We start from the raw sequence: 21,197 nt of genomic DNA, 5'->3' as shown, positions 1-21,197 counted from the left end.
ATCGCTATGGCATCCGAAGCATATCGATTCTGCCGTTACGAAGTGGATGGTCCGTTGCTCACGCTGACGATCGATCGACCCGAGGTGCTCAACGCGTTTCATCCGCTGGCGCATCGTGAGTTTGCCGATGCATTGGACCGTTACGCGGCAGATGCGTCGTTGCGCGTGGCTATCGTGACCGGCGCGGGTGAGCGTGCCTTTTGCGTCGGCACGGACCTGAAGGCGCTGGCCGCCGATGGCGATCACACGAAACCCGCGACGGGCTTCGCGGGCATCACGCATCGCTTCGATCTTTACAAGCCGGTAATAGCAGCGGTGAACGGTCTGTGTCTCGGCGGCGGCATGGAAATACTCGCGGCGTGCGATCTGGGCATCGCGGCGGATCATGCGCAGTTCGGATTGCCCGAACCACGTGTAGGGCTTGCCGCGCTCGGCGGCGGGCTCTTGCAGCGTTTGCCGCGGCAAATCGGCATGAAGCACGCCATGGGTCTCGTGCTGACGGGCAACCGCATTTCCGCGCAGGACGCGTGGCGTATCGGATTACTGAACGAAGTCACGCCCGCCGCCGACTTGATGAATCGCGCACGCGCGCTGGCGCAGGACATTATCGCGTGTGCGCCGCTGGCGATTCAGGCATCGAAACAGGTGATGTTGCAAAGTCTCGCGCACGCCGATCTCGCCACGACGATGCACGAAGATTATCCGCTCGCGCGGCGCATGCTCGATAGCGAAGATGCGCGCGAAGGGCCCAGAGCATTCGCAGAGAAGCGCAAGCCCAAGTGGACAGGGCAGTGAGCGCGTCAAGCGTCGCTTGCATAGGAAAACTGAAAGAGCGCTTCATCGAAGCTGTTTTCGGACGGCACGAGCGCGTGCTTGATGGCCGCCGCGCCGCGTTTCGTGGATTCCTTCGTCAATGCGCCTGCGAAAAGAAAATGGCTGAATCCGCCCGTGTTTTCCGTGCCGCGAATGCGTTTTTCTTCGGTCTGCCGATTGGTCAGGCCGTCATGAACGCGTCCCAGTCGGATGCGCGTGAGGCATTCCGCTTCACGTATGCGATCAAGCGCGTCGGTGTCAGAAACGTTGAAGCGAAGACAAAAGCCAAAAGGCGCGATGCCCGTGCCGATATCGATCAACGTCTCGCACAGCGCGCGCTGAACGTTGCGGTAGTGCGGCATGAGCCGCCGCGTCCATTCGGTCGGTGCGTCAAGTCTTGCGAGGTATTCGGGCGATTCGAGATCGCGCGTGGACTCGACATCGATCACGCACAGAAAGCGTGGACCATCGCCCGCGATGCGTTCCCATCGCTCGGCGCGCAGAAATCCCGACAATGCAAGTCGCTCCGGCAAATGCTCGAACGAATGCCAGCGCAGATATTCGTCGACGGTTTCGGCGTCCACGTCATGGCGAATCACAACCATAGCGCCCATGCGCGTTCCCCTTCTCAGGATGTCGATACCCAAACAATAACGCAATTACCAATTGAAATTGGATTCTAAAATAGATACGCTTTCTAAAAATGGAGCGAGACACATGGCACAGATCAAATACGCGGCGATTGGTTGCAGCGGCATGGGGCGAAGGCATCTGCACGGCCTCGCGCAACTGAAGCGCAGCGGGCTGGCGAACATCGAACTGGCCGGCGTGTGCGATCTGAACGCCGAGTACGCGCGCAGCATGGCTGACGAAGCGCACGCGCTGTTCGGCGTGCGGCCGGCCGTCTACGCGGATATCGGTGCGATGGCGCGTGAGCAACGCGATATCGTCGCAGCAGATATCGCCACCGATGCCGCCTCGCACATGAGCGTGGCGTTGCAGTGCTTCGCGGCGGGGCTGCATGTGCTGTGCGAGAAGCCGCTGGGCATCACCGTGTCCGAATGCCGAAACATCGTGTCGGCGGCCAAGGAAGCGGGGCGCATCCTCTCCGTTGCGGAAAATTTTCGTCGCGATCCGATCAACCGTCTCGTCAAAGCATTGCTCGACGATGGCGCAATCGGCACGCCGCGTCTGATGCTCGAAACCAGCATCGGCGGACGCGATGTAATGGTTCAGACACCGTGGCGGCATCAAAAGCCATCCGGCATGGTCGTGCTCGATTCGGGCGTGCACAACGCGGACATCATTCGTTATTACATGGGCGATGTCGCCAGCGTCCACGGCGAAAGCCGTCTGCATGAAAAAACGCGCCGCGTGGCCGCGCGCGCCGGAGGTTCCGCCGCCGCGACCGACAAATGGTGGCGCGCATCGAGCGACATGCCCACGCACTTCGAAGCCAGCGGCGACGATGCCACGTACTCCCAACTACGTTTCGCGTCCGGCGCAATCGGCCAGTGGGTGAACGACCGCGCGGGACATGGCGAGCATCGCGAAAGCCGCGTGATTTACGGGTCGAAAGGCTCCATCGTCGCGCCGGGTGACCGCAACGGGCGGCCCGTCGCGCTGCATCTGGACGATGGCGCGGTCATCGCCGATGCACGCATTCTCGATCACGCGCCGAGCTATCGGTTGAGCGCCGTCGCCGCCGCGCTGTTCGGCGATGCACGCCCGTGGACCTATTCATTCGCCTTCGACGAAGTGGACCAGCGCATTCTCGCGCTGCAACTCCACGAACTCGCCGATTGCGTGCTGAACGGCACGCAGCCCGAGGTGACCGGCGAAGAAGCACTCGCGGATGTCGCGCTCGCCTATGCGCCGATCGAATCGGGCCGGCTCGGCCGCAGCGTGAGTCTCGATGAAGTCATCAGCGGCGAGGCCGCGCCGTATCAAACCGAAATCGACGCCATGCGACGCGCATCAATTCGGAGTAACGGTTGAATCCACATCACGTCCAACCGCTTTCAGCCGAACGGTCGCCCGCCCGTCAAGCACGAGTCTCGACGCGCCGTCTGAACCAGATCGGCATGTTCGCGCTGCTGATCGCGGCGCTCGCCGTGCTGATCGTGTTGCCGCTCGGCGCGCTGATCCTGCGCGGCTTCGTGCGGATCGACAACGGGCACGCCAGCGCATCGCTCGCGGCGTTCGGCAAGGTGTTCGGCGATGTCAGTTATTGGATCGCGATGGGCAACACGCTCGTCATCGCGCTCGGGTCGATGCTGCTTTCGACCGTGCTCGGCGTCATGCTCGCGTGGTGTCTCGTGCGCACCAACGTGCCGTGGCGCGGCTTTCTCGAACGCGCCGCCGCCATGCCGATCTTCATTCCGCCTTTCATCGGCGCGTTTGCGTGGATTCTGTTCGGTGCGCCGCGCATCGGCATCTTCAATGTCGCGGCGAAGTGGATGAGCATCGGCCAGCCGTTCAACGTGTATTCGTATCTCGGCATCGTCTGGGTGATGGGCATTTACATCGCGCCTTACGTGATGATGATCGTGGCCGGCGCGCTCAGAAACATGGACCCGAGCCTCGAAGAAGCAGGGCAGGTGGCAGGTTTAAGCCGCCTTCGCACCATGCGCGTCATCACGCTGCCGGTTGTCGGCCCGTCGATTCTCTCCGGCGCGGTGCTCGCCTTCGTCATCAGTCTCGGCTTGTTCGGAACGCCGGTATTGCTTGGGATGGCGAAGGAAATCTATCTCGTCACGACGCGAATCTACCTTGAATTGCAGCAGTTTCCGCCGGATGCGGGCATTGTCGCGGTGCTGGCGATCTATCTCATGGTGCTCTCGGTCGCGGCCAATCTCGTGCAGCAATGGATGCTGCGCGGGCGTTCGTTCGTCACCGTGACCGGCAAGGGTTTTCGTCCACGATTGATGAAGCTCGGCGCAAGCCGCTTCGCCATAGCCGCCGCCGTGTGGTTCTATCTCGCGCTCACCGTGTTCGCGCCGATTGCGATCATCGCGTTCGCGGCGCTTTCCACTTACGCGTGGTCCGGCCATTTCACCTGGAACAACCTGCGCTTTCTTTGGACCACGGTCGATGTACGCACGACCTTCGTCAACAGCCTGCTCATCACGATCATCGCGGCGAGCGCGACCACGGTGCTCGGCGTCGCGGTGTCGTGGTTCACCACGCGCTCGAAAATGCGCGGACGGCAATGGATCGAAGCCATCGTCCTTTTGCCGATGTCCGTGCCGAGCCTTGCCTTCGCGCTCGGCGTGTTCTTCTTCTGGGTGTGGATGCCGAAGTGGGTCGGCGTCTATGGCACGGTATGGATCATCATCATCGCGCTGGTGGGGCGCTACATCAGCTATTCGGTGCGCGCAATCTCAAGCAGCCTCGTGCAGATTCATCCCGAACTCGAAGAAAGCGCGCGTATTTCCGGCTATGGCTGGACACGCGCGTTATCGCGCATCACGCTGCCGCTCATCATGCCGAGCGTGATTTCAAGTTGGGTGATGATTTACAGCATCTTCGTGTCGGAGCTTTCGATCGTGCTGCCGCTCTATACAGCGGAAACGCGCACGCTCTCCATCCTGAGTTTCGATACGTGGTCCATCGGCCAGTTCTCGCAAGTGGCGGCGTTGTCGCTGCTGCAACTCGTGATGGGCGTGGGCGTGATGGCTGCCGTTGCCGTCATCACGCGCCGCCGCGAGAGTTCCATCGTCTGATCCGCGTTATTTGCCGGGAGTCCATGCATGACCGTCGCCATTCAATCATTGACGAAGCGCTTCGGCGGCGTTCACGCCATCGACGATCTGACCGTGCAGTTTCGTCCCAACGCGATTACGGTATTGCTGGGCGCGAGCGGTTGCGGCAAGACCACGACGCTGCGCTGTATCGCCGGACTCGAACAGCCGACCAGCGGCGAGATCGAAATCGATGGACGCACGGTGTATTCATCGACGCGCAACATCGACTTGCCGCCCGAGAAGCGCGAACTCGGCATGGTGTTTCAGTCGTACGCAATCTGGCCGCATTTGAGCGTGATGGAGAACGTCGCGTTGCCGCTGCGCGCGCGTGGCACGGCGCACGCATCGATCGATTCACGCGTGCGCGATACGCTTGCCGCCGTAGGCCTCGGTCAGCAAGTGGACCGCAGCGCGATGCAGCTATCCGGCGGTCAGCAACAGCGCGTGTCGATTGCGCGCTGTCTCGTCGCCGATCCGCGCCTGATTCTGATGGACGAACCTTTAAGCAATCTCGACGCGAAGTTGCGCGTGGAAATGCGCCACGAGATTCGCAATCTTCAGCGGCGCATCGGCGCGACCATTCTGTTCGTCACGCACGATCAGGAAGAAGCCATGTCGCTCGCCGATGAAATCTTTCTGTTTGACCGTGGCCGTATCGTGCAACGCGGCGCGCCCGAGGAGTTGTACTTCAGGCCAGCGGTGCGCTATGTCGCGGAGTTTCTTGGCAAAGCTAACCTTTTTCCGGTTGCGCTGCGCTCGCAGGCGGGCGAAACGGAAGTGATCGCGCAATCCGGGCAGATCGTCGTGAAGGGCGATGTCACCGGCGCGGCGGGCGGCGACGAAGCGCTCTGCATGGTGCGGCCCGAAGCATGGCGCGTGGCCGCGCGTTCGCAGGCAGGCGTGCCGGGCCGCGTGCGCGAGACTTCGTTCGTCGGCGACCGGCGCGAGTTGCGCGTGGAAACCCCGCTCGGCGATCAGACGGTCGTGACACCCGGCTTCGAACGCTACGCCAACGGCGATGAAATATCGCTGAGCGTCGCGCCCCAGCATTTGCATCTCATGAGAGGAGAGCTTCGATGATCGCCGTCGGCACCGGCTTGTTCACGATGTGGAACGACATCCCGCCCGCGTACGGACGCGAGTTCGCGCTGATGCACACGCGCGATCACGTGCCCGAGCACATGGCCTATCTCGGCGATGACGGCATCCGCTGGGCGCGGCGCTGTATCGATGGTCAAGGTGACATGCCGCGCTTCTTCACGTTCTATGGCCTGACGAGCCTGAACGTGCTGACCGACGAAAAGCATGCGCAATGCAAGGTGAAAGAGACCGCGTGGTTCCTGAAGATGCGCCCGCATTATCGCGACCGCATTGCGCATCATTGTTGGGTCCTGGCGAGCGCGGGCGGCGGCACGGGCGGCTGCGTGGCGACGCTGCTGATCGAACTCGCCGATGATGCGCGCCACGATGCAACCCGCCTAGCCGCACTCGCCGACAACCTCACGCGCTTATCGCCCGTGCTCGGTGCGCATCTCGCCGCGCCCGAATTCAACGTGCCGATACGCGTGGGCGAAGCGTTGCCGTCCAATCGTCAGGGTAACGAAACATTGGGCGTGGTGATCCTCGAAGGCTTCGACCGCTATGAACTGGCTGCGTGTCTCGACGAGGCGCGCGTGCTGCTCGTGTCGAGCGGCGTGGCGACGAGCGTGCGGTCATCGGGACATTATGCGCAGGCGTATCGATTGGATTACGAGGAAATCGCGAATTTGAAGCATTTCCGACGCGACGATGCGCTCATCACGGACCGCTTCGACCTTGAATAAAGCACATAGAAAAGGAGACAGCATGATCGCATCGAAGAAACGCCGCCGTCTGGTCAACGCGCTCTCGCTCGGTGGCGCTGCGCTCGCGCTCGGCATCGAGCCGATGTTCGCGCACGCCGAACCGGACAGCACGCTGATCGCGGACGCGAAGAAAGAAGGCAAGCTCGTGGTGTACGGCGATCTGTTCACGGTGCAGATCATCGTCAAGGGATTCACGGCGAAGTATCCGGGCATCGACGTGACGACGGCGACCGGCGACGCATGGCAAATCTATAACCGCTTCATCGGCGAGCAACAGGCCGGACGTCCGGTGATGGACGTGTTCTATCAGGCGGAAGACACCATCATCACGGCGGGCGCATCCGGCACGCTGGCGGATGTTTCGTACAACGACAAGAGCGCGCTCTTGCCGATTGCCACGCCGGACAAAGGCACGACCTATCTGCGCGGCAACGGCCAGTTGTGCTTGTTCGCGTATAACAAGCAATCCATCGGCTCCGCGCCGATTCCCGCCGACTGGCAGGACTATGCGAAGCCCAAGGACGAATGGGACGGGCTCGTGGCGACGACCAACCCGGCGTCGTCATCGGCGACCTTCGCGGTGATCGCAAGTCTCTATCAGCACTACGGACCCGACGCGGGCGGCGCGATCCTCAAGGGCGTGCGCAAGACCAACGCCGAACTGGTCGCGTCGATGGGCGTGATGACCACCAAGCTGCAAACCGGCGAACGTCCGCTCGATTTCTTCACCAACACGACGGCCGCGACGGGACTCATCACGCAGGGCGTTCCGGTTGAAGTGAAGGTGCCTGCATCGGGCGCGGTGGCGCAGTTCAACGCGGTGGCAATCAGCAAGACCGCGCCGCATCCGAATGCATCGAAGCTGTTCGTGGACTATGCATTAAGCGCGGAGACGCAGACGCGCCTTGCCGCGGCCGGCGCATATCCGGTGCGCAAGGATGTGGCCGCGCCAAAGGGCTTGCCTGCGCTCACGAACGTGAAGCTGCTCAAGCTCGATCTGCCGCAGGCGCTCAAGGATCGCGAGACGATCCTCAAGTGGTGGTCGGCGAGCACCGGTTTCAATACGCGTTGAGGAGCCACCATGATCGATGAAGTGAATCTGCGCGATGTGTCCGTGGCGAATCTGACGGTGGCGGGCGGTGCGCCCGTCGAACTGATCGAGGCTGCGGCAGCGGCGGGTTTGGGCAAGGCCGGTCTGCTGCTGCGCACGGCGACGCCCAAGCCGCTCGCGCATGAAATCATCGGCAAGCCGGAGGTCGTGCGTGAGATCAAGGCCGCGTGCAGCGCCAACGCGGTGAGCGTGTTCGATGTCGAAGCGTTCATCCTTTCGCCCGCCGCCGATATCGATGCCTATCGCGAAGCGCTCGCGACCGGCGCGGAACTCGGCGCGACGCATATCTCGGCGGTCGGCACGGAATTGCTCACCAACGATACCTTTCTCGGCGCGCAGGAACGCGTCGACCTGTTCGGCAAGCTGTGCGATGCAGCGGCGGAATACGGCCTGCATGTGGGCGTCGAATTCATGCTGTATCGCGATGTGCGCACGCTCGGCGAAACGCTGGCGCTCTTGAAGGCGGCCGGACGCTCGAATGCGGGCGTGATTCTCGATGTGCTGCATTTTCATCGCAGCGGCGCGAAGCCGGAGGAACTCGATAGCGTGCCTGCGGAGCGCATCGCTTATGTGCAGTTGTGCGATGCCATCGAACACAGTCCGCCGCTCGATGGTTTGGCCAACGAAGCAAGGACCGCACGTTTGCATCTTGGCGATGGCGTGATTCCGCTCGATGCGATTCTCGACCGTTTGCCTTCCCAAGTTCAGCTCGTTATCGAAACGCCGGTCAAGGCCGATGCCGGTCTCACCGATAAAGAGAAAGTGGCGCGCTCGGCCTCGGCCGCACAGCGCTTTTTCGAACGACGTTCGCGCAAATAGAAAACCAACATGACCACTCGACCCTCATTCGAACGACGCGTCGCCCTCGTCACGGGCGCGGCATCGGGCATCGGATATGCCTGCACGGAACGGCTGATGTCGGAAGGCGCGACGGTCGTGCTGTGGGACATCGACCAGAAACGGCTCATGGCATGTCAGGAGCGCTTGGGCGAGCGTGCCATCGCGCAGCGTGTCGATGTGACGAACGAGAACGAAGTACGCGCCGCGTTGGAAACGGCGGTGGCCCGCGCGGGCAAGCTCGATATCGTGGTGAATAGCGCGGGCATCGTCGGGTCGAGTGCTTCGGTGTGGGACATGCCGCTCGATGACTGGAACAAGGTGATCTTGCTGAATCTCACGGCGACGTTCCTTGTCTGCAAGGCGGCGGTGCCTTACCTGCTGGCGAATGGTTACGGGCGTATCGTGAACATGGCGTCGATTGCGGGAAAAGAAGGCAACGCGAACCAGTCGGCGTATTCTGCTTCGAAGGCCGGTGTGATCGGACTGACGAAATCGCTCGGCAAGGAACTGGCGCAGCGCAATATCACCGTGAATGCGATTGCACCTGCATCCGTGCAAAGCGAATTGCTTGCGCAAATGCCGCCCGAACAAATGAAGATGCTGCAAGCCAAAATCCCGATGGGCCGCCCCGGCACCGTGCTGGAAATCGCCGCGCTGATCCGCTGGCTATGCAGCGAAGAAAGCTCGTTCTCCACGGGCGCGGTGTTCGATGCATCGGGCGGACGCGCGACTTATTGACGTTATCGACTCCATGACAATTCCGACTCAACTCGATTGCGATTTGCTGGTCATCGGCTCGGGCGCGGCGGGGCTTTCTGCCGCCGTGACCGCTGCGTGGCATGGACTGAAGGTGGTCGTCGTCGAGAAAGACGCCGTGTTCGGCGGCGCGACCGCGTGGTCGGGCGGCTGGATGTGGGCGCCGGGCAATCCGCTGGCAAAACGCGCGGGCATTATCGAAGATCCGCAGCAACCGCGCACGTATCTGAAGAACGAACTCGGGCATCGTTACGATCCCGAACGTGTCGATGCGTTTCTCGATAACTGCGGGCACATGGTCGGTTTTTTCCACGAGAACACGGCACTCAAGTTCGTCGATGGCAATCAGATTCCCGATGTGCACGGGCATGTAGAAGGTGCGGCGACGCAAGGGCATCAGGTGATCGCCGCGCCTTATGATGCGCGCGACATCGGCCCGCTCAATCGACGCCTGCGCAAGACCATGCGCGAAACCTCGTTCATGGGCATGCCGATCATGGCGGGCGCGGATTTGATGGCATTCCTGAGCATGACGCGCTCGTTCAAGTCGTTCCTGCATGTGACGAAGCGCTTGGCGCTGCATCTGCGCGATCTGGCGTTTCATGGCCGCGCGATGCATCTGGTGAACGGCGTCGCGCTCGTCGGACGGCTGGCGAAGTCCGCGCAGGATCTCGGCGTGACGCTGATGGAATCCGCGCCCGCGAAGCGTCTGATTATCGAGGATGGCGTGGTGCGCGGCGCGGTCGTGATGACAGTCGTCGGCGAAGTGCCGATTCGCGCGGCGAAAGGCGTGGTGCTGGCTGCGGGCGGTTTTCCGAACGACATGGCGCGTCGCAAGCAACACTTTCCGCGCACGCCGACAGGACGTGAGCATCTCGCGCTGCCGCCTTTAAGCTGTTCGGGCGATGGCATCGGGCTCGGTGAATCGGCGGGCGGTGTGCTCGTGACGGATCTCGCTTCGCCTGCCGCGTGGGCGCCGGTGTCGCGCGTGACGCACTCCGATGGCAGCGTGGGGCATTTTCCGCACATCATCGACCGGGGCAAGCCGGGCGTGATCGGCGTGCTGTCCACGGGCAAGCGCTTCGTCAACGAGGCCGATGGTTATTACGATTACACCGCCGCGATGGTGGCGGGCGCGCCGGACGGCGAGGAAGTGGCGTCGTGGTTGATCTGCGATCACCGCTTTTTGCGGCGTTACGGTTTGGGTTATGTGCGGCCGTTTCCGGTGCCGATCGGGCGCTCGCTGCGCACGGGTTATCTGGTGCGTGGATTTTCGCTGGAAGAACTGGCGGCGCGATGTGGGATTGATGCGACTGCGCTTGTTTTGACGGTCAAGGCATTCAACGAAGGCGCGAGACGCGGCGAAGATCCTGAGTTCGGGCGCGGTTCGACGCCGTATAACCGAAAGATGGGCGATCCGTTGCATCGGGGGCCGAATCCTTGCGTTGCGCCTATTGAGCAAGGGCCGTTTTATGCGGTGAAGGTGTTTCCGGGTAGTTTCGGCACGTTTGCTGGGCTTAAGACGAATGGTTCCGCGCAAGTGCTCGATTGTGAGGGTCGAACGATTGCAGGGTTGTACGCGGCTGGCACCGACATGGCTAGTGTGATGGGTGGGTTTTATCCTTCGGGTGGGATCAATTTGGGTCCGGCGATGACCTTCGGTTATATCGCGGCGCGGCATGTGGCGAATGTGCAGCAGTATGAGGACGCGGCGCAGGCTGGTCTGGCTTTGCCGTCGTTGGATTTGAAATTGGTGTCGTTGGCGAGGTGATTTTTTTGTGCAAAGGGCTGCTGTTGTTTGTGTCTTTATTGCAGTAGCCGCCTCCCCGGCGGGGGGGTAACTTTCTTTGCTGCTGCAAAGAAAGTCACCAAAGAAAGCAGCTTTTACCCCTCCGCACGCTGGCTGGAAAGGGTTGGTCTGGATTAAGCGATGCAGTGGCCGCAATAGGGCTTGCCACGCTTAACGAGCCGCTTAGGCAACCTAGCGATTGCGCGCTCGAATTCTTTAGCGTTAGTGGACCGCGTTCATTCATTCGGCCATGCGCTGCGCGCGCCGAGAGCTTTAGAACGGAATCCCGCAGCGTATCAGCGCCCAGTTACATCACACCGTATCGCACCTCTCCCATTCGGCCGTACCTTGGTAAGCACTTTTGGGCGAAGCGCGCACACCAACGCGCGTCACCTTTTAGTCGGAGCACTAACCAAGGTAGGGCCGAATAGCAATCTTGCGGGGAAGCATGATGTGGCTGGGCGCTGATAGGCTGCGGGATTCCGTTCTTACGTTCTCGGCGCGCGAAGCGCATGGCCGAAAGCATGAGCGCGGTCCACTAAGCGTTGGTGATTCGAGTGCGAAATCGCTAGGTTGCCTAAGCGTTTGTTATGCGTGGCAAGTCCTATTGCGGCCACTGTATGGTTAAACCAGACCACCCTTTCCCGCCATCGTGCATGGGGTAAAAAGCTGCTTTCTTTGGTGACTTTCTTTGCAGCAGCAAAGAAAGTTACCCCCCCGCCGGGGAGGCGGCTACTGAATAAACAACACAAACAAGACAAGCCCCTTGCACGACAAACCGGCAACACATCACCCAACGCACGAAAAACAAACCTCAAACCCTAACCCGAACCTCCCGAATACCAACAACAAACTCCGAATCAACAACCGCATCCACGCGCGCAGCAAACTTCGCAATACGCCAACCAAACACAATCGCCGGCCCGAGCGTAGTCCCCGGCCCCGGATACGTCCCACGAAAGATCGACGCAAGATCGTTCCCGCACGCGAACAGGCCGGGAATCGGCAGGCCTGCGCCGTCAAGCACTTGACCATCGGCATTGCCGGCAAGACCTGCGCTGCAAGCAAGATCGGCAGGCCAGACGGTCACCGCGTAATACGGTCCTGCGCCAATGGGCCGAACGCATGGATTCGGCTTCTGCAAGGCGTCGCCGTTGAAGCGGTTCATCGGGCTGGCACCGCGATGAAACTGCGGATCTTCGCCGCGCACCGCATCGCGGTTATACGTGGCGACGGTGCGTTCGAGGCCATCGGCATCGACCTTGAGCTTGCGCGCGAGTTCGGCCAGCGTATCGCCCTTGATGAGATAGCCCGCCTTCTCGAAACTCGCGATACGCGCACTCGAACGTGACCGCATCACGAGGCCAAGACCGTAGTCGCGAAGGAACGCTGCATCCACGATCAAATGCGCGGGCACGCTCGCGGGATCACGCAACATGCCCATCACGAAATCATGATACGAGTCCGATTCATTGACGAAGCGCTCGCCGCGTGCATTCACCGCGATCAAACCCGGCTTCGCGCGATCGAGCAGGATATGCGGCCACAGGCCATCGGGCTTGCCGTTTCGGCGCAGGATGGAGCAGGGCATCCACAGCCCGGGGCTTTCGCAACCGTTATCGAGCTTTGCGTTGAGTTCGACGGCGCTTTTCACGCCATCGCCGGTATGCGTGTCGGGCGAGAGCGACAAAGGTTGCGCGCCCGCCGGAAACAGCTTCTCGCGCAGCACCGGATTGCGCGTGATGCCGCCCGTCGCCAGCACCACGCCACGCCGCGCACCAATGCGCTTCTTGCCCGTCGATGCCTGCACCACCGCGCCCGTCACCTTACCGTTTTCGCGCACGAGTTCGACGAGCGGCGTCTCGAATCGCACTTCGATGTTCTTCTTCCGCAAGCTATAGAACAAACGCGCAGCCAGCGCATTGCCCATGACAAGCTGCGTGCCGCGCCGGTAACGCATGCGGTCGAGCGCATAGCGACCGACCACGGACACCGTGCGCGTGAAATTTTTCTTCGATGCAAACGGTTCGAGCAAGGCATCGAGGTCCGTGCGCGCGACCATCATGCCGCCCAGACCCATGAACTCGGGACGCGGCGGCCGCACGCGCGCGAAGTCGTTGCCGAGCAGGCGTCCGTCGAACGCGACGGGCGCGAGTGCGCGGCCACCGAACGCCGCGCCCGGTCCGCTCACATAGTCGGGATGCGCCGCCGCCGCGACGAATCGCACGTCGCTGATACGCTCCAGTTCGTCGATGGCTTCTGGCCCGCTCGACAGAAACGCTTCGCGCGATTCATCGCCGCCACGGTCGCCGACCACCGATGCGAGGAAGCGGCGCGCATCGTCGATACTGTCCGGCACGCCCGCGCGCACGCTGTGGCTCGTGCCGGGCACCCACGTCGTGCCGCCCGATGTCGACGTGATGCCGCCGACCGCCGCCGTCTTTTCGCAGACGAGCACCTTCAACCCTTCGTGATGCGCGACGAGTGCCGCCGTCATGCCGCCCGCGCCCGCGCCGAACACGAGCAGATCGACTTCTTCATCCCATGGCGATTGATTGAGGTCGAGTGCGTTCATGCCTTCGTCGTCTCCGATGCAGAAGTATCCAGCGCGACCGGCGCTTTGGATGCCGCCGCACGATGCACGGCAAACGTGGTCGCGAGCGTGCGCGTGGCGTCCTCGCCGGAACACACGGGTTCTTCCTTGCCCGCGATCACAGCCGCGAAATGCCGCAACTGTTCGTGATACGGGTCCGCGCGATGCGGCGTGCTTTGCTCCACCGTCAGCGGATCGTGCCAGCCTTTGCCGCTGCGGTATTCCCAGACATCGAGCAATGGCAAGGTGAGCGAAGCATCCGTGCCGCTCAGAAAATGCGTGTTGACGTGCTGACGCGGATAATGCGCCGCCTCGCCCGCCGCCAGATCCCAGTTCCAGGGCGATGCCGCGCAATCCGAGACCGTCAGCGTGCCGAGCGCGCCGTTCGCGAAACGCAGCAACACGGCGGCCGTGTCTTCCACTTCGAAACCGCGCACCGCGTTCGATGTCACCGCTTGCACCTCGGTCACTTCGCCGAGCAGGAAACGCATGATGTCGATATCGTGGATCAGGTTGATGAGCACCGGACCGCCGCCTTTCTCGCGCCGCCACGCCATGTCGAAATAGCCGTCGGGCTTGTAGAAGGTGGCGAGCGCCGTCGCCGCGACCGGCTTGCCAAGCCTTCCCGAATTCACGATTTCGCGAGCACGCCTGAGGATCGGATTGTGCCGCCGATGATGCCCGACCATGAGCGGCACCTTCGCGTTCTTCGCCGCGCGCGTAAGTTGCTCGGCCTGCTCGACGGTATCGGCAATCGGCTTTTCCATCAGTACGGCCACGCCGCGTTCGATGCACGCCAGCCCGACCTGAAGATGCGTCGCGTTCGGCGTGGCGACGATCGCGCCTTGCGGCTTGGTTTCATCGAGCATGGCGGTGTAGTCGGCGAACCAGCGCAGACCTTCCGCACGCGCGAAGGCTTCCGCTGCCGGCGATGGATCGGCCACCGCCACGATCTGGCAATCGGGATGCAACCGCGCCCGCTCGACATGCATGCGCCCGATCGCGCCCGCACCGATGAGGCCAAGTGTCGTCCTGCTCATTCCTTTGTCTCCTTTTCTCTTACTCGCTATGCTCGAATGCGTTTTCGGAATAGTATTCCAATATCAAAGTTTGTTCCAGAGAAAAGAGAAACGGTGATGTGGAGCGATGCTGTCCGCGCTACCATCGAAAAGAGGAGACAACGATGATCGTCAGCAATCAGCAGGAAGTGACCGACGCCGTGCTCGCCGAACTGAGCCGCGCGCCCGATGCGCGTTTCCGCGAAATCATGACGGCGGCGGTGCGCCATCTGCACGGTTTCGCGCGCGATGCCCGGCTGTCCGAAGCGGAGTTTCATCAGGCATGCGCGGTGGTCGCGAAGCTCGGCCAATTGACGACCGAATCGCATAATGAAGTCGTGTTGATCGCCGGATCGCTCGGGCTTTCCGCGCTCGTCTGCCTGCTCAACAACGGCGATCACGGCCAGACCGACACCACCGCGAACCTCATGGGCCCGTTCTGGCGGATGAATTCTCCGCGCACGGAGAACGGCGCGAGCATCGTGCGTTCGCCGACGCCCGGCGCGCCGATCTTCGTGAACGCCTGGGTGCGCGATACGCGCGGCCGTCCGGTAGAAGGCGCGGAAGTGGACGTGTGGCACACCTCCGCCGATGGCTACTACGAAAATCAGGACCCTTGCCAAGCGGAAATGAACCTGCGCGGCAAGTTCACGACGGATGCGCAAGGGCATATCGCGTTCCGAAGCGTGAAGCCTGCGGGCTATCCCATTCCGTTGTCCGGTCCGGTCGGCGCGTTGCTGCGCGCGCAGGGGCGGCACAACATGCGGCCGGCGCATATCCATTTCATGATCTACAAGCCGGGCTTCAAGACGCAGTTTTCGCAGGTCTATTCGAGCGACGATCCTTATCTCGATACCGATGTCCAATTCGGCGTGACGCGCGCGCTGGTCGGGCAATACGTGCTGCATGATGGCGAGCGCGCACCGGCGGCGGATGTCGAAGGGCCGTGGTATTCGCTCGATCATCACTTCGTGATCGAGGCGGGCGAGGCGAAGCTGCCGAAGCCGCCGATCACCGGCAAGACGAGCGGCGCGCGGCCCGAACAGGCCGTGCTCGAACGCACTCAACCTTAGGAAAAGACATGCCCATCGTTCATATTTCCCTCGTCGAAGGACGCGACGACGCCGCCGTGAAAGCGTGCGTCAAGGCCGTGGCGCGCACCATTCATGAGACGCTCGGCGCGCCGCTCGAAACCATTCGCGTGTATGCGACTTCGGTGCCTGCTGCGCATTGGGCGGTTGGCGAGCGCACGAAGGACGAGATTCCTTCGACTCCGTCCAAGAGCTGATGCGATGACGACGACACCGTTGTTCGGCTGGTGTGCGCCGCTGCAAAACGCGGGTTTCATCCACGATGCGGGGCTGGATTACATCGAAGCTCAGATCGTCCCGATGCGTCTCGAAGACGATGCCGCTTTCGCTCACGCAAAATCTCAGGTGCGGGACTTGCCTTTGCCCGCGCTCGCCTTCAGTTATCTCTTTCCGCATGATGCGCGGCTCGTCGGGCCGGAGAAGGATGAGCGGCGCAATCGTGCGTATTTCGATCGTGTGGTTGAGCTATTGGAATTGGCGCAGGCGCGCGTGGTCGTGCTCGGAAGCGGATGGACGCGCAATATTCCGGAAGGTTGGACGAAGGATCAAGCCGAAGACGAATTCCTCACCGCGCTCGGATGGTGCGCCGATGCGCTCGAAGGCACCGGTACGACGCTCGTGATCGAACCGCTGAACCGCAAGGAATCGTCTTTGGTCAACAGCGTGGGAGAGGGCGCGCGGCTCGCACAGACGTTGAATCGCGCGGAAGTGCGCGGGCTGGCGGATTTCTATCACATGGATGAGGAAGCCGAGCCGCTCGACGAACTGCGTGCGCATCATAAGTGGCTGGCGCATATTCATCTGGCGGATACGGGGCGGCTTAATCCGGGCACCGGCGTGTATGACTATTCGACTTTTTTTGGGCATCTCAAGGGATGCGGTTATGCGGGCTTGCTGAGTGGCGAGTGCGGTTTCAAGGGCGAGCCGGTTGCATCGATACGTGAGAGTTTGGCGTTTTTGAGGCAGGCTTGGAACGAAGTGTAATCAAGCGGTGAAAACCAATTTCATTCGCCGTGGTCGTAGGGAAGGTGAAGCCGGTTCCGGCTTATGTCTGACCTATTCGGAGGTGTGATGCAATTCGATAATCAGCGGTTGCCCGGTAATGGCGGGAACTTGCAGGCGAATCCTCCCGGTGTTTTGGTGAAGATTCTGGCGGTGTTGATCGGGGGTGCGGTGCTGGTGGGGGCGTTTGTTGTTTCGTTGTTTATGTTGGCTGTGGTGTTGGTGGTGGCGGTGTTGTTTGGGGGGTATGTTTGGTGGAAGACGCGTGAGTTTCGCAGGCAACTTCGTGAGCGGGCGGGTGAGCGGGTGCCTGAGGGCGAGGTCATCGAGGATGTTGAGTTCAACGACATCAGTAAGCGTTAGTTCGGTGTATTTTTTGGGTGTTGGACTTGTCGTGCAAGGGGATGCTGGTTTTTGGGGTTTTATTGCAGTAGCCGCCTCCCCGGCGGGGGGATCACTTTCTTTGCTGCTGCAAAGAAAGTAATCAAAGAAAGCAGCTTTTTCAACCAGACAGTGCTGGTTGAAAGGGCAATGGGATTAATGGTCGCTCTTGGTGACAATAGTTTCCCGCCTCGGAGGCCTGCCCGGCCTGTACGGGACTTGGTACGCAAAGATTTCGCACCTCTATCCGTCAAGCAAAGTGGTCCGCAGTCATCCGCGCGGCGTGTTCGGCGCTCACGCGCCTTCGCCGTAGGGGTCTGCACGTGAACCCGGCAGATCGCCGAGACTCACGACTCATCGAATGTTCTCGCTTCAATGCTATTCGGCCCTACGGTGTTTAGCGCTTTTTTACTGCCGATCTCACAGCAATGGTAAGGCCAGAGAAAGCGTCATTGCTTTAATCACTGACCAACGGTGTTTGGCGTTTCGTGACTGTCGACCTCAAAGTAACGGTAGGGCCGAATAGCATTCAAGCGAGGAGATTCGATGAGTCGTGAGTCTTGGCGATCTGCCGGGTTCACGAGCAGACCCCTACGGCGAAGGCGCGTGAGCGCCAAACACGCCGCGCGGATGACTGCGGACCACTTCGTTTAACCAAGAGAGGTGCGAAATCTTTGCGTACCAAGCCCCGTGCAGGCCGGGCAGGCCTCCGAGGCGGGTGACTATTGTCACCAAGAGCGACCATTAATCCACTTGCCCTTTCAAGCGGCAGTGTCTGGTTGAGAAAGCTGCTTTCTTTGATTACTTTCTTTGCAGCAGCAAAGAAAGTGATCCCCCCGCCGGGGAGGCGGCTACTGCAATAAACGCACAAAAACCAGCAGCCCTTTGCACGATGAAACAACCAAATCAAACATCACCACCCCAAAGATCATCCACCGCACGAATCGCCAGCAAATAACCATTCGCGCCCGCGCCACAAATCACCGCAGTCGCCGCAACCGAAATAGTCGAATGACGATACTCCTCCGTACGCCGATGAATATTCGTGATATGCAATTCCACCACCGTCCGACGAATGAGTTTGACCGCATCAAGCACCGGAATACGCCCGAACGAAAACCCCGCCGGATTGATAATGAGCGCCGCATCCTGCAAGAACGCTTCCTGAATCCAATCGATCAATTGACTTTCGCTGTTGGTCTGCCGAAACACGCACTCGAACTTGAGCGTCTCAGCAAGCGCCAGGCAATTGTCTTCGATGCTCTTAAGCGTGGTATGCCCATAAATATGCGGCTCCCGCAGCCCCAGCATGTTCAGGTTCGAACCATTAAGTATGTAGAGTTTGCGCGTCATGGTATCAATGATGAATGCTGCGTTCCAGGGCCGTGCCTTTCGTCTCAGACGACACGGCGATCATAAGAAACGAGAGCAGATTAAGCGACCCGCAGACCGCGACAATGGCCCACGGCGAACCGTGAAACGCATTGAGCAGCGCCACTGCGACAATCGGCATCGGGCCACCGGTGAGCAGGTTTGCACCCGAGTATGACAGCGCCGAACCCGTATATCGCGCTTCCGTCGGAAAGGATTCGGCGAACCACACGGGCTGAATGCCGCTCTGAAATTGCGTGAAGCCAAGGAACGCGCCCATCACGGCCATCGTCATGCCGACCGAGTGTTGATTGAGGATCGGGAAGTAGATCAGGCAGCAGGTCAGCGTGCAAAAGGAACCGATCAGCAACGCGCGTTTTCGTCCGATGCGATCGCTCAGATAACCGCCCGCCAATGCGCCCGCGATGGCGCAGACATTGGCCGTCATCAACAGCATGAAGCCCGTCTGTTTCGGCACGCCGAGGTTCTTCGTCAGATAGCTCAGCGAGAACACCACGATCAGATAAAACAGCGCCGCCGGACCGCAAAAGAACAGCGTCAAACGCAGCGCGGTACGCCAATGAAACTTCAGCACGATGCCAAGCGGATTGGCCGCACGCGCGCGTTCGCCATTCTTCTTGAGCGCCTCGAAAGCCGGCGTCTCGCTCACCTTCATGCGAATGTAGATGCCCAGCAACACGAGCACGAAGCTCGCGAGAAATGGCACGCGCCATCCCCACGACTCGAACTCATCGGCGGATAGCAAGCTCGCCAATGAAAACAGCGCGAGATTCGCGAGAATCTGACTGAGCGGCGAACAGATGCCAAGCAGCCCTGAATACAGCCCGCGCTTCGCACTGGATGCATGTTCCACCGCCATCAATTGCGCACCCGTCGATTCGCCGCCGAGCGCGAAACCCTGCACGATGCGCAGCGTCACCAGCAGCACCGGCGCGAAGATGCCGACTTGCTGATACGTGGGCAGCAGCCCCATGAGAAACGATGTCGCGCCCATCACCGAGACGGTGACAAGCATGAGCTTGCGGCGGCCCCAGCGGTCGCCAAGCATGCCGCAGATCACAGCACCCAGCGGACGCGCGGCCAGCCCCGCCCAGAAGCTCGCCAACGACGCGAGCAATGAAGCGGTCGGATCGAGCGAAGGAAAAAACAGCTTCGGAAAAATGGTGGCGGCGACCACGCCGTACAGCGCGAAGTCGAACCATTCGAGCGCGGTTCCAACCGTTGCGCCCGCCACGGCGCGACGCGCCATCAAGTGCGTTTGCGCGGTCTGTTCGCCCGCCGCGATATCTGAGTCAGCAAGAACCGGCATGTGTCTCCCCAATGTTCGGTAGGGTTTTTGCGTTCATGTCTTTGCATGAACAGATGCTATTGTTTGCGCTGCGAAAGAGGAGCGTTCCGGGCCGGAACTGCATTTCACATCATAAAAAGCGCGCGATATGTCTTTAAAGAGTGGCCTGAAAATTCTGGATTTTCTGGCGTCGCATGGCGAAGGCGCGGGTCTTGTTGCGATTGCGGATGCGTTGAGTCTGCCGCGCAGCACGTGTCATCGGCTGCTGGCTGATCTCGTCGAAAGCGGCTACGTGCGGCAACTCGTCGAGCACAGCCGCTATATCCTGACGATGCGCATGACATCGAACGGGCTGGAGTTTCTGAGCCTGACGGGCATCGCGGATATCGCGCAGCCGATCATCGAACGCGTCGCGGCGCAGACGGGCGAACTGGCGCGGCTGTCGCTCGTCGATGGCGATGCGATCATCTGGGTCGGCAAGGCGGACGGTCAGCGCACCGGCTTTCGCTACGATCCCGACATGGGTCAGGCCGCGCGTCTTTCCTGCACCTCGACCGGACATGCATGGCTCATGACGATGACCGATGAAGAAGCCGTCGCGCTCGTGCTGAAACAAGGCTTCGGACAACCGAACGAATTCGGTCCCAATGCACCGACGACATTGAAAGCGCTCTTAGGCTTTCTGCACGCAGCCCGCGTGCGCGGCTACGCGATGATCGACGAAGTGTTCGCCCCGCGCATGTCCGCCGTGGCCGCGCCCGTGGTGAGCGGTTCGCGTTGCGTCGGCGTAATTAGTCTGGCGGGTTTGCGCGTGCGGCTCACGGCGGGAAAGATTCACGAATATTCCGGACTGCTGCGCGAAGCGGCCAACGAACTCGCGCAGTTGAGCAATCTGGCTGGCTTTCCATCCCGCCCGCCACTCGGCAAGGGATGATCCTTTACTCTATTCGAAACAACTCACAAGGAGAACAACATGCTCAAGAACCTCGACCCGCTACTCAACGCCGATATCCTGCACGCGCTTTGCGCAATGGGTCACGGCGATGAAGTGGTTATCTGCGATGCAAACTTTCCCGCTGATTCCGTTGCCCGCCAGACCGTGCTCGGCCACGCGCTGCGTCTCGATGGCGTGAACGCGCCGCGCGCCGTACGCGCCATTCTTTCGGTGATGCCGCTCGATACCTTCGTCGACGATCCCGCGCAACGCATGGAAGTAGTCGGCGATGCAAACGCATTGCCCGCCGTGCAACGCGAAGCGCAGCGCGAAGTGGATGACGCCGAAGGCCGCGCCACGCTGTTCGCGCCCGTCGAACGCTTTGCCTTCTACGAACGCGCGAAACAGGCCTATTGCGTGATCGCGACAGGCGAGCAACGCGGTTACGGCTGCTTCATCTTCAAGAAGGGCGTGCAGCTTGCACCGGACGCACCGGAAAAGGGTTAAGCGCGATTGCATAGCCGCGCGCTATGTCCTGCATGAGCAAATGATTTTTTGA

The 21,197-nt window shown here is 61.0% G+C and carries 20 protein-coding genes; 15 read left to right on the top strand and 5 right to left on the bottom strand.

What is annotated here, in order from left to right:
* Positions 1-6 precede the first annotated feature (6 nt).
* A complete protein-coding gene (locus tag ACZCWR_RS20535; RefSeq protein ID WP_487303464.1) occupies positions 7-795 on the top strand; it encodes an enoyl-CoA hydratase-related protein in 789 nt (262 codons plus the stop codon).
* 5 nt (positions 796-800) lie between these two features.
* On the opposite strand, the gene ACZCWR_RS20530 is transcribed toward ACZCWR_RS20535, so the two are convergent.
* A complete protein-coding gene (locus ACZCWR_RS20530; RefSeq protein ID WP_487303463.1) occupies positions 801-1,427 on the bottom strand; it encodes a hypothetical protein in 627 nt (208 codons plus the stop codon).
* 103 nt (positions 1,428-1,530) lie between these two features.
* Here ACZCWR_RS20530 and ACZCWR_RS20525 point away from each other — a divergent pair, with 103 nt between their 5' ends.
* From ACZCWR_RS20525 to ACZCWR_RS20490, 8 genes are read left to right on the top strand one after another with little or no spacing between them, the layout of a single operon-like run.
* Positions 1,531-2,811 (top strand): Gfo/Idh/MocA family protein, encoded by a 1,281-nt coding sequence (locus ACZCWR_RS20525; protein ID WP_487303462.1) that lies wholly within the window; start codon positions 1,531-1,533, stop codon positions 2,809-2,811.
* On the top strand, positions 2,808-4,538 hold the full coding sequence (locus ACZCWR_RS20520) for an ABC transporter permease (RefSeq protein ID WP_487303461.1): 1,731 nt from the start codon (positions 2,808-2,810) through the stop codon (positions 4,536-4,538). Before ACZCWR_RS20525 ends, ACZCWR_RS20520 begins: the two co-directional genes overlap by 4 nt.
* A 27-nt stretch (positions 4,539-4,565) precedes the next feature.
* Positions 4,566-5,639: an ABC transporter ATP-binding protein gene (locus ACZCWR_RS20515; RefSeq protein ID WP_487303460.1), complete on the top strand. Its 1,074-nt coding sequence runs from the start codon at positions 4,566-4,568 to the stop codon at positions 5,637-5,639.
* The gene (locus tag ACZCWR_RS20510; RefSeq protein ID WP_487303459.1) at positions 5,636-6,382 is read left to right on the top strand and encodes a hypothetical protein; all 747 of its coding nucleotides are present in this window, start codon (positions 5,636-5,638) and stop codon (positions 6,380-6,382) included. The genes ACZCWR_RS20515 and ACZCWR_RS20510 overlap by 4 nt, the downstream gene beginning before the upstream one ends.
* A gap of 22 nt (positions 6,383-6,404) precedes the next feature.
* Positions 6,405-7,475, top strand: coding sequence for an ABC transporter substrate-binding protein (locus ACZCWR_RS20505; protein WP_487303458.1), 1,071 nt, complete (start codon positions 6,405-6,407; stop codon positions 7,473-7,475).
* A 9-nt stretch (positions 7,476-7,484) separates the two neighbouring features.
* Complete coding sequence (locus tag ACZCWR_RS20500; protein ID WP_487303457.1) at positions 7,485-8,333, top strand: sugar phosphate isomerase/epimerase family protein; 849 nt, start codon at positions 7,485-7,487, stop codon at positions 8,331-8,333.
* Between the two features lie 9 nt (positions 8,334-8,342).
* On the top strand, positions 8,343-9,092 hold the full coding sequence (locus ACZCWR_RS20495; protein ID WP_487303456.1) for an SDR family NAD(P)-dependent oxidoreductase: 750 nt from the start codon (positions 8,343-8,345) through the stop codon (positions 9,090-9,092).
* 13 nt (positions 9,093-9,105) lie between these two features.
* Positions 9,106-10,881: an FAD-dependent oxidoreductase gene (locus ACZCWR_RS20490; protein ID WP_487303455.1), complete on the top strand. Its 1,776-nt coding sequence runs from the start codon at positions 9,106-9,108 to the stop codon at positions 10,879-10,881.
* Positions 10,882-11,713: 832 nt separating this feature from the next.
* Here the strand turns inward: ACZCWR_RS20490 and ACZCWR_RS20485 are convergent.
* Positions 11,714-13,474 carry an FAD-dependent oxidoreductase gene (locus ACZCWR_RS20485; protein WP_487303454.1) on the bottom strand — a complete coding sequence of 587 codons (1,761 nt, stop codon included), beginning with the start codon at positions 13,472-13,474 and terminating at the stop codon, positions 11,714-11,716.
* Complete coding sequence (locus ACZCWR_RS20480) at positions 13,471-14,532, bottom strand: Gfo/Idh/MocA family protein (RefSeq protein WP_487303453.1); 1,062 nt, start codon at positions 14,530-14,532, stop codon at positions 13,471-13,473. The genes ACZCWR_RS20485 and ACZCWR_RS20480 overlap by 4 nt, the downstream gene beginning before the upstream one ends.
* Positions 14,533-14,675: 143 nt before the next feature.
* Between ACZCWR_RS20480 and ACZCWR_RS20475 the strand changes: the two genes are divergently transcribed.
* From ACZCWR_RS20475 to ACZCWR_RS20460, 4 genes are all read left to right on the top strand, one after another.
* Entirely contained in the window at positions 14,676-15,623 is a 948-nt protein-coding gene (locus ACZCWR_RS20475) for a dioxygenase family protein (protein ID WP_487303452.1), read from the top strand.
* Positions 15,624-15,631: 8 nt separating this feature from the next.
* Positions 15,632-15,838 (top strand): tautomerase family protein, encoded by a 207-nt coding sequence (locus ACZCWR_RS20470; RefSeq protein ID WP_487303451.1) that lies wholly within the window; start codon positions 15,632-15,634, stop codon positions 15,836-15,838.
* Positions 15,839-15,842: 4 nt separating this feature from the next.
* On the top strand, positions 15,843-16,625 hold the full coding sequence (locus ACZCWR_RS20465; protein WP_487303450.1) for a sugar phosphate isomerase/epimerase family protein: 783 nt from the start codon (positions 15,843-15,845) through the stop codon (positions 16,623-16,625).
* 87 nt (positions 16,626-16,712) lie between these two features.
* Positions 16,713-17,006: a hypothetical protein gene (locus tag ACZCWR_RS20460; protein ID WP_487303449.1), complete on the top strand. Its 294-nt coding sequence runs from the start codon at positions 16,713-16,715 to the stop codon at positions 17,004-17,006.
* A gap of 924 nt (positions 17,007-17,930) precedes the next feature.
* Here ACZCWR_RS20460 and ACZCWR_RS20455 read toward each other — a convergent pair.
* A complete protein-coding gene (locus ACZCWR_RS20455; RefSeq protein WP_487303448.1) occupies positions 17,931-18,377 on the bottom strand; it encodes a type II 3-dehydroquinate dehydratase in 447 nt (148 codons plus the stop codon).
* A 4-nt stretch (positions 18,378-18,381) separates the two neighbouring features.
* A complete protein-coding gene (locus tag ACZCWR_RS20450) occupies positions 18,382-19,665 on the bottom strand; it encodes an MFS transporter (RefSeq protein WP_487304759.1) in 1,284 nt (427 codons plus the stop codon).
* Positions 19,666-19,852: 187 nt separating this feature from the next.
* Between ACZCWR_RS20450 and ACZCWR_RS20445 the strand changes: the two genes are divergently transcribed.
* Together ACZCWR_RS20445 and ACZCWR_RS20440 are read left to right on the top strand one after the other, a co-directional pair.
* Entirely contained in the window at positions 19,853-20,638 is a 786-nt protein-coding gene (locus tag ACZCWR_RS20445; protein ID WP_487303447.1) for an IclR family transcriptional regulator, read from the top strand.
* Between the two features lie 39 nt (positions 20,639-20,677).
* Positions 20,678-21,145, top strand: coding sequence for an RbsD/FucU family protein (locus tag ACZCWR_RS20440; RefSeq protein ID WP_487303446.1), 468 nt, complete (start codon positions 20,678-20,680; stop codon positions 21,143-21,145).
* The last annotated feature ends 52 nt before the right edge of the window (positions 21,146-21,197 follow it).

Source organism: Caballeronia sp. A2-2, from assembly GCF_057612605.2.
Note: the sequence above shows the minus strand (reverse complement) of the source record. Positions and strands in the feature narration are given on the sequence as shown.

Coding starts and splice junctions, on each gene's coding strand:
- ACZCWR_RS20535 (WP_487303464.1), top strand. CDS start 7: ATGGCATCCGAAGCATATCGATTCTGCCGTTACGAAGTGGATGGTCCG.
- ACZCWR_RS20530 (WP_487303463.1), bottom strand. CDS start 1,427: ATGGGCGCTATGGTTGTGATTCGCCATGACGTGGACGCCGAAACCGTC.
- ACZCWR_RS20525 (WP_487303462.1), top strand. CDS start 1,531: ATGGCACAGATCAAATACGCGGCGATTGGTTGCAGCGGCATGGGGCGA.
- ACZCWR_RS20515 (WP_487303460.1), top strand. CDS start 4,566: ATGACCGTCGCCATTCAATCATTGACGAAGCGCTTCGGCGGCGTTCAC.
- ACZCWR_RS20510 (WP_487303459.1), top strand. CDS start 5,636: ATGATCGCCGTCGGCACCGGCTTGTTCACGATGTGGAACGACATCCCG.
- ACZCWR_RS20505 (WP_487303458.1), top strand. CDS start 6,405: ATGATCGCATCGAAGAAACGCCGCCGTCTGGTCAACGCGCTCTCGCTC.
- ACZCWR_RS20500 (WP_487303457.1), top strand. CDS start 7,485: ATGATCGATGAAGTGAATCTGCGCGATGTGTCCGTGGCGAATCTGACG.
- ACZCWR_RS20495 (WP_487303456.1), top strand. CDS start 8,343: ATGACCACTCGACCCTCATTCGAACGACGCGTCGCCCTCGTCACGGGC.
- ACZCWR_RS20490 (WP_487303455.1), top strand. CDS start 9,106: ATGACAATTCCGACTCAACTCGATTGCGATTTGCTGGTCATCGGCTCG.
- ACZCWR_RS20485 (WP_487303454.1), bottom strand. CDS start 13,474: ATGAACGCACTCGACCTCAATCAATCGCCATGGGATGAAGAAGTCGAT.
- ACZCWR_RS20480 (WP_487303453.1), bottom strand. CDS start 14,532: ATGAGCAGGACGACACTTGGCCTCATCGGTGCGGGCGCGATCGGGCGC.
- ACZCWR_RS20475 (WP_487303452.1), top strand. CDS start 14,676: ATGATCGTCAGCAATCAGCAGGAAGTGACCGACGCCGTGCTCGCCGAA.
- ACZCWR_RS20470 (WP_487303451.1), top strand. CDS start 15,632: ATGCCCATCGTTCATATTTCCCTCGTCGAAGGACGCGACGACGCCGCC.
- ACZCWR_RS20465 (WP_487303450.1), top strand. CDS start 15,843: ATGACGACGACACCGTTGTTCGGCTGGTGTGCGCCGCTGCAAAACGCG.
- ACZCWR_RS20460 (WP_487303449.1), top strand. CDS start 16,713: ATGCAATTCGATAATCAGCGGTTGCCCGGTAATGGCGGGAACTTGCAG.
- ACZCWR_RS20455 (WP_487303448.1), bottom strand. CDS start 18,377: ATGACGCGCAAACTCTACATACTTAATGGTTCGAACCTGAACATGCTG.
- ACZCWR_RS20450 (WP_487304759.1), bottom strand. CDS start 19,665: ATGGCGCGTCGCGCCGTGGCGGGCGCAACGGTTGGAACCGCGCTCGAA.
- ACZCWR_RS20445 (WP_487303447.1), top strand. CDS start 19,853: ATGTCTTTAAAGAGTGGCCTGAAAATTCTGGATTTTCTGGCGTCGCAT.
- ACZCWR_RS20440 (WP_487303446.1), top strand. CDS start 20,678: ATGCTCAAGAACCTCGACCCGCTACTCAACGCCGATATCCTGCACGCG.